The sequence below is a fragment of the Bacillus sp. V5-8f genome, assembly GCF_002863565.1.
Lineage (GTDB): Bacteria > Bacillota > Bacilli > Bacillales > DSM-1321 > Peribacillus.
In genome coordinates this window covers 47756-54427 of record NZ_PGUW01000025.1, presented here as the reverse complement: position 1 = coordinate 54427, position 6672 = coordinate 47756, and the positions used below count along the sequence as shown (strand labels likewise).

Below are 6672 nucleotides of genomic sequence, written 5' to 3'. Positions count from 1 at the left end.
TTTTGTTAGTGAAGCCTCTATTTATGGCCTTGTAAATAAAACCGAAAGCTCGGTTTTTAATGACTCCATGATTTCCTCTAAGGAAAGGTCGTTAGGAGATTTTGTTTTTTCATAAGTTTTCTTAAGAAGTTGAAAGAAATATTCCTGTTTATTGTCATCCATATTTTGTTCCTCCAAACAGAAGTGCATATCCGGTTATTTCCCTATGTATTTTGATTCAAACATGGAAAAAACTCCATGTGGATTTCACACAACGCTGTAGTTAGACCATGGGCAATGCAAAAAGCTGCTCGTCCTCGAGCAGCCCTTAATTATTTTACTTTTACTTCACATTTTACTAAATCAGCTACTAAAACATACCGTTGTGGTGCGCTGCCAATGAAATTAAAAGGGTAACAGGTCGTGACAGTAAGGGTAGCTTTAGGCTTTGGGACAATCACCGTCCGATCATCTGAATCCACGATACGGACTTTCCTCACTTTGTACGTAAACGTGCCCGCCTTTGTTTCTGCTACTAACAAGTCACCTTTCCCGACTTCTCCTAGCCTGCGGAAAACAGTATCGCGGTGTCCTGAAAGAACAGAATTATCTCTTTCTCCGGGAAGTACCGATTTAGCATAATGGCCAACGCCTTTTTCCAGCTCATCCTCATCAGTTCCGTGATAAATCGGCAGACTTTTTTCGAGCTTAGGGATATGCAGCTCACCCATACGCTCCCCGGTTTTTGGCCTAACGGGATAGAGTTCCTCTTCCTTCCCCTTCTTATCTTGTTTCATAGTATCGCTCGCGGGCTTCGCCATAGCTTCAGCCTCGGGCTTATTGAATTTATATAATGCATACCCCTTTAACAGCGTAAAAGCATTGGTCGATGTAAAGTAAATTCCTCCGAAAAACAGCAAAATGGCACACGCCAGCAGCCAAGTTTTTTTCATAGAATGCTGTTTTTTCTTCATCTTTTTCCCCCTCATCATAAGGATATTTCTACTAAAGTATAAGCTAAAATTGCATGAAAGGGATAGGGGAAACAGGAGGGAATATTAGGTAGAAGATAACAGTTGTAGCAGTTAAGTGATTTCTAGTGCTTCTGGGTATCATTCCCTTGACGTGGGGAGGCGTTAGCGGTACACTGTGTTTAACTTTACTTTATTAGCACATTAGCGAACTAAAGGATTTTTGAAAAATTAATATTTTTCCTACTTGAAAAGAATTATAATAGAAAAAGTTCCTACAAAAAATATACCTTATTAATTTTAAAGGAAGTGTGGCCGTGACTAAGCCGTTTATGTTTGAAAAGCCGCTCGGAATGAGGGATACTCTTCCGCTTTTATATGAAACAAAAAATAAAATACGAAACAATATGAGTAACGAAATCAAACTGTGGGGCTATCAATTTATCGAAACGCCCGCACTGGAATTTTATGATACGATCGGCGAGGCTTCCGCCATTTTGGACCGCCAGTTGTTCAAGCTTCTCGACCAGCAGGGAAATACCCTGGTAATGCGCCCAGATATGACTGCCCCAATAGCCCGGGTGGCTGCATCTAAGTTGTTAAAGCAGCAAATTCCAATTAGGTTGGCTTATTCGGAAAATGTGTACCGTGCCCAGCAACGGGAAGGGGGCAAGCCTGCTGAATTCGAGCAGATTGGTATCGAGTGTATCGGCAATGAATCCATCAGTGCTGATGCTGAAATTATCGCCCTTTTAGTAGCAGTGCTGCAGGCAGCAGGTTTAAAGGAGTTCAAGGTTTCCATCGGGCAGGTGGGCTTTCTCCAGGAATTATTTTTAAGCATCCTCGGTAATGAGGAAAGAGCCGCGGTATTGAGAAAGTTTTTATATGAAAAAAATCACGTCGGCTACCGGGAGCATGTAAAGTCTCTTCCGCTTTCTTCTATTGATAAGCAGAGATTGATTGAATTTACATCGCTGCGCGGCGGTGAAGAAGCGATTGAAAAAGCGATGGGGCTGCTTGAAAATGGAAGGGGCAAAGAACGGCTCGTCGAGTTAAAAGAGCTTTTTGTCCAGCTTCAGGAATTTGGCGTTGAAGAGTATATCAGCTTTGATTTAACCCTTGTCAGCCATATGAGCTACTATACCGGTACTTTATTTGAAGTTTATGCTGGACAGGTCGGTTCGCCGATCGGTAACGGCGGCAGATATGACAGCCTGTATTCAAAATTTGGCTGGGACACACCAGCAACAGGTTTTGCCATTAGGATGGATAGATTGACTGAAGCATTAGAGGATCCTGTAAAAGCCGAAGCAATTGAATGCGTTCTGTTTAGCAGGGACCAAAAAAGTGAAGCACTGGCTTTTGCCAAAGATAGACGTGCCGATGGAAAGAGGATTGTAATCCAGGATATTAATTCAGTCCAGGATGTAGATGCGTTTACTGCTACTTTTTCAGATGTGCACTTTTTTATAGGAAAAGGGGGAGCGGCAAGGGATGAATAATAGCTTTCTAACCATTGCAATGCCGAAAGGAAGGATTTTTGAAGAGGCACTTGAGCTGCTAAGGAAAGCAGACTTTCGTCTCCCTCCAGAGTTCGATGATTCACGTAAATTAATTCTGGAAGTAGAGGAGGAAAACCTTCGCTTCATGCTGGCAAAACCGATGGATGTTGTCACATATGTCGAGCATGGTGTGGCTGATATCGGAATTGCTGGGAAGGATGTCATGCTTGAAGAAGACAGGGATGTATATGAGCTGCTGGATTTGAAAATAAGTGCCTGTTATCTGGCGGTTGCCGGCCTTCCGAATACACAGCTGAGTGACGTTGCCCCAAAGATCGCAAGCAAGTATCCGAACGTTGCTTCAAGTTATTTCCGTGAACAAGGAGAACAGGTTGAGATCATTAAATTGAATGGATCTATCGAGCTGGCCCCATTAATTGGCCTTGCTGATCGGATTGTAGATATTGTTTCGACGGGACAGACACTGAAGGAAAATGGCCTTGTGGAATATGGGAAAATCGCAGAGGTGACTTCAAGGCTTATTGCAAATCCAGTAAGCTACCGCCTGAAGGAAAAACGCATCACAGAGATTGTGGAGCGTTTAACGCCGGTTATCGATTCAATCGCTGTAAATAATTTGCTTTAGATAAGGATGAGACCATGCAAATCGAAAGGTATAGTGAAGGAATTTCCTTAAAACGGTCTGTGGATTCCGGAACGGATGAACAAAGAAGAACCGTTCAGGGAATCGTATCAGAAGTGAGAAAAGATGGAGATGCGGCCCTGTTTTCATATACAGAACGTTTCGATGGAGTGAAACTGGCCGATTTGAGGGTAACCCAAGAAGAACTTGAGGAAGGGCTGGCTGCACTCAGCGATGAACATATCGCGGTTATCCGGGAAGCGGCCGAAAACATCAGTTCTTTTCATGAAAAACAGCAACGCAATTCCTGGATGGCGACAGATGAAACGGGAACAATGCTCGGACAGAAAATTACGCCGCTCGATGCTGTAGGTGTCTATGTACCAGGCGGGACGGCAGCCTATCCCTCATCAGTGCTTATGAATGTCATGCCTGCGTTGGTTGCAGGGGTTAAAAGGATCGTAATGGTATCGCCTCCTGGAAAGGATGGTAAGCTGGCCCCGGTGGTGCTGGCCGCAGCTAAAATCGCCGGTGTGACTGAAATATACAAGGTAGGCGGTGCACAGGCAATTGCCGCACTTGCTTATGGAACGGCAACCATTGAAAAGGTTGATAAAATTGTCGGACCCGGAAATATTTATGTCGCTTTGGCCAAACGGGAGGTATTCGGTGATGTTGCCATCGATATGATTGCCGGTCCGAGCGAAATAGCGGTCCTTGCGGATGAAACTGCCAATGCTGAAGAAGTAGCTGCAGACCTTCTGTCACAGGCGGAGCATGATGCATTTGCATGCAGCGTATTGGTGACAACGTCAATGAAACTGGCTGAGGGAGTTTCAGTTGAGGTGGATAAACAGCTGGAGCAGCTGCCGCGAAAAAGCATTGCGGAGCAGTCTATCAAGAATTTTGGCAGGATTGTTGTTTGTAAAGATATGAGTGAAGCATTTTTTGCAGTTAATGAGCTTGCGCCGGAACATCTTGAAATCATTGCAGAAAACCCAATGGAAGCTATGGCAAAAGTCCGGCATGCCGGCGCAATCTTTCTTGGACGTTTCAGCCCTGAACCAGTGGGCGATTATTTTGCAGGACCGAACCACGTGCTTCCTACTAATGGGACAGCAAGATTTGCAAGCCCGCTAAACGTTGATGATTTTCAAAAGAAATCAAGCATCATCATGTACAGTGAATCAGCCTTCCGGGCTAATGCAGAGAAAATTGCCTCATTTGCCAGATTGGAAGGCTTGGAGGCACACGCTCGATCGATAGAGGCGAGAAAATAAGTGGTTAAGTGTTTTTTTCGACGTATCTTATCCATTTTTCGACGTATCTTATCCATTGTGATTTAGCCATTGAGTTGGTCTATTGTGTCGGTATGGTCCGCAATGTTGATAGGTCTTAATCAAACACTGTTATTTGTCGATATAACAGGGAGTTTATTGATGAATATTAGAATTTGTTGATATATTAAAAGAAATTATTGATTAACATGAGAAATTTAGTGATATCTCTCAAATCGTTGGTCGATCCTTAAATGGTTTATATACGACGGAATGCCAATAAAGTTGTAATTATACGGATTTTGACATGGGTCTGACCCTGTCGGTAGGAGGTTTTCTCGAAAATGGAACGCGTTGCAAAGATAGAACGGGAAACAAAAGAGACGAATATTACATTAGAATTTGCTATTGATGGGGAGGGGCAGTCGTCCATTGAAACGGGCGTGCCCTTTATGACTCACATGCTTGATTTGTTTACAAAGCACGGGCATTTTAATATGACTGTGGATGCAAAGGGTGATACGGATGTTGACGATCACCATACAACGGAAGACATCGGAATCTGCCTTGGACAAGCCCTTGTAAAGGCGCTTGGCGACAAAAAGGGAATCAAGCGCTACGGAAATGCTTTTGTGCCGATGGATGAGACGCTAGCGCAGGTGGTTGTCGACTTAAGCAACAGACCTCACTTGGAATTCCGGGCTTCCTTTCCATCACAAAAGGTTGGAACCTTCGATACGGAGTTGGTGCATGAGTTTCTATGGAAGCTTGCCCTTGAAGCAAGGATGAATCTTCATGTGATCGTTCATTACGGGCACAATACCCACCATATGATTGAAGCGGTTTTCAAGGCATTAGGACGAGCGCTTGATGAAGCGACGTCCATTGATCCGAGGGTGAAAGGAATTCCTTCTACGAAAGGGATGTTATAGATGATAGGTATCATTGATTATGGAATGGGTAACTTGTTCAGCGTTAGCTGTGCGCTTGACCGCCTCGGCGTGGATTGGTTTATTTCCGATGACCCGGAGAAGCTTGGAGATGCAAAGGGCCTTATCCTTCCGGGTGTGGGTTCTTTTAAAGATGCAATGACGCTTCTGGATCGGCAGGAGTTGACAGGTTTTATTAAGGAGTATGTAAAAAGCGGAAAACCGCTGCTTGGCATTTGCCTCGGCATGCAGCTTCTTTTTGAGGAAAGTGAAGAAAACGGCTTTTCCAAAGGGCTTGCCCTGCTGCCAGGAAAAGTGGTGCGTTTTACAGGAACCGACCGTCATGGTGATACTTACAAGGTACCGCACATGGGCTGGAACAGGCTGAAGTTCACCAACGAATCAAAACTGCAGCAAGGTCTTGAGCAAGATTACGTGTACTTTGTCCACTCGTTTTATGTAGAGACAGAAGACAAAGGTGTGATCACCGCTTCTGCGGAATATGACGTTGATGTTCCCGCCGTAGTTGGACGGGGTTCGGTATATGGCATGCAATTCCACCCGGAAAAAAGCGGTGGGATGGGCATGGCACTGTTGAAAAATTACTTGGAGTTAGTGGAAGGGAAGGTTAGCCGATGAGCAAGTTTACAATCTATCCGGCAATTGATATGCGCGGAGGGAAATGTGTGCGCCTGATTCAGGGAGATTATAACCAGGAAACGGTCTATGGCGACTCCCCTTTCGACATGGCAAAAAGCTTTGCAGACCAGGGAGCACAGTGGATTCATATGGTCGACTTGGATGGCGCAAAAGAGGGGCAACGGGTTAATGATACCTACGTTATCAAGGCAGCAAAGGACCTATCTGCAAACATCCAGATTGGTGGAGGCATCCGTACGGAAGCAGATATAGCCCATTACCTTGAAAATGGAGTTTCGCGTGTAATATTGGGGAGTGTGGCTGTTTCCAACCCGGCATTTACAAAAGAAATGATTAGAAAATACGGCAGCCAAATTGTAATTGGAATCGACGCAAAAGATGGAAAGGTTGCCACGCATGGATGGCTCCAGACTTCGGAAACCGATGCTTATGAACTAGGTAAAGCGGTCGCCGATGCCGGTGCGCAAACCTTTATCGTAACTGATATTGCCACTGATGGCATGCTGTCCGGCCCTAATATCGAAGGAGTCGTCAGGATGGCGGAAGAAACGGGACGTGATGTCATTGCTTCAGGTGGAATCAGCAGCCTGGAGGATCTCACTGCATTAAAAGCTGTACACTCACATGGCATCGAAGGGGCGATCGTTGGAAAGGCGCTTTATACGAACCGTTTTACGGTAAAGGATGCGTTAGAGAGGGTGCGTGGATAAA

The 6672-nt window shown here is 44.9% G+C and carries 8 protein-coding genes; 6 read left to right on the top strand and 2 right to left on the bottom strand.

Annotated elements, in window-relative coordinates; genetic code table 11:
• Positions 1 to 21: 21 nt before the first annotated feature.
• Together CUU64_RS22240 and CUU64_RS20415 are read right to left on the bottom strand one after the other, a co-directional pair.
• On the bottom strand, positions 22 to 162 hold the full coding sequence (locus tag CUU64_RS22240; protein ID WP_180954696.1) for a YwzD family small protein: 141 nt from the start codon (positions 160 to 162) through the stop codon (positions 22 to 24).
• Between the two features lie 149 nt (positions 163 to 311).
• Complete coding sequence (locus CUU64_RS20415) at positions 312 to 953, bottom strand: class D sortase (RefSeq protein WP_101635517.1); 642 nt, start codon at positions 951 to 953, stop codon at positions 312 to 314.
• Positions 954 to 1267: 314 nt separating this feature from the next.
• Between CUU64_RS20415 and CUU64_RS20410 the strand changes: the two genes are divergently transcribed.
• From CUU64_RS20410 to hisA, 6 genes are all read left to right on the top strand, one after another.
• Positions 1268 to 2452 carry an ATP phosphoribosyltransferase regulatory subunit gene (locus CUU64_RS20410; RefSeq protein WP_101635516.1) on the top strand — a complete coding sequence of 395 codons (1185 nt, stop codon included), beginning with the start codon at positions 1268 to 1270 and terminating at the stop codon, positions 2450 to 2452.
• Positions 2445 to 3098 (top strand): ATP phosphoribosyltransferase, encoded by a 654-nt coding sequence (hisG, locus tag CUU64_RS20405; RefSeq protein ID WP_101635515.1) that lies wholly within the window; start codon positions 2445 to 2447, stop codon positions 3096 to 3098. Before CUU64_RS20410 ends, hisG begins: the two co-directional genes overlap by 8 nt.
• A gap of 14 nt (positions 3099 to 3112) precedes the next feature.
• On the top strand, positions 3113 to 4375 hold the full coding sequence (gene hisD, locus CUU64_RS20400) for a histidinol dehydrogenase (RefSeq protein WP_101635514.1): 1263 nt from the start codon (positions 3113 to 3115) through the stop codon (positions 4373 to 4375).
• Between the two features lie 341 nt (positions 4376 to 4716).
• Positions 4717 to 5304 (top strand): imidazoleglycerol-phosphate dehydratase HisB, encoded by a 588-nt coding sequence (gene hisB / locus CUU64_RS20395; protein ID WP_101635513.1) that lies wholly within the window; start codon positions 4717 to 4719, stop codon positions 5302 to 5304.
• On the top strand, positions 5305 to 5940 hold the full coding sequence (gene hisH / locus CUU64_RS20390; protein WP_101635512.1) for an imidazole glycerol phosphate synthase subunit HisH: 636 nt from the start codon (positions 5305 to 5307) through the stop codon (positions 5938 to 5940).
• Positions 5937 to 6671: a 1-(5-phosphoribosyl)-5-[(5-phosphoribosylamino)methylideneamino]imidazole-4-carboxamide isomerase gene (hisA, locus tag CUU64_RS20385; RefSeq protein ID WP_101635511.1), complete on the top strand. Its 735-nt coding sequence runs from the start codon at positions 5937 to 5939 to the stop codon at positions 6669 to 6671. Before hisH ends, hisA begins: the two co-directional genes overlap by 4 nt.
• Position 6672: the final 1 nt, after the last annotated feature.

Bases quoted from the DNA above. Each gene is read 5' to 3' on its own strand.
- CUU64_RS22240 (WP_180954696.1), bottom strand. From the start codon at position 162: ATGGATGACAATAAACAGGAATATTTCTTTCAACTTCTTAAGAAAACT.
- CUU64_RS20415 (WP_101635517.1), bottom strand. From the start codon at position 953: ATGAAGAAAAAACAGCATTCTATGAAAAAAACTTGGCTGCTGGCGTGT.
- hisG (WP_101635515.1), top strand. From the start codon at position 2,445: ATGAATAATAGCTTTCTAACCATTGCAATGCCGAAAGGAAGGATTTTT.
- hisD (WP_101635514.1), top strand. From the start codon at position 3,113: ATGCAAATCGAAAGGTATAGTGAAGGAATTTCCTTAAAACGGTCTGTG.
- hisB (WP_101635513.1), top strand. From the start codon at position 4,717: ATGGAACGCGTTGCAAAGATAGAACGGGAAACAAAAGAGACGAATATT.
- hisH (WP_101635512.1), top strand. From the start codon at position 5,305: ATGATAGGTATCATTGATTATGGAATGGGTAACTTGTTCAGCGTTAGC.
- hisA (WP_101635511.1), top strand. From the start codon at position 5,937: ATGAGCAAGTTTACAATCTATCCGGCAATTGATATGCGCGGAGGGAAA.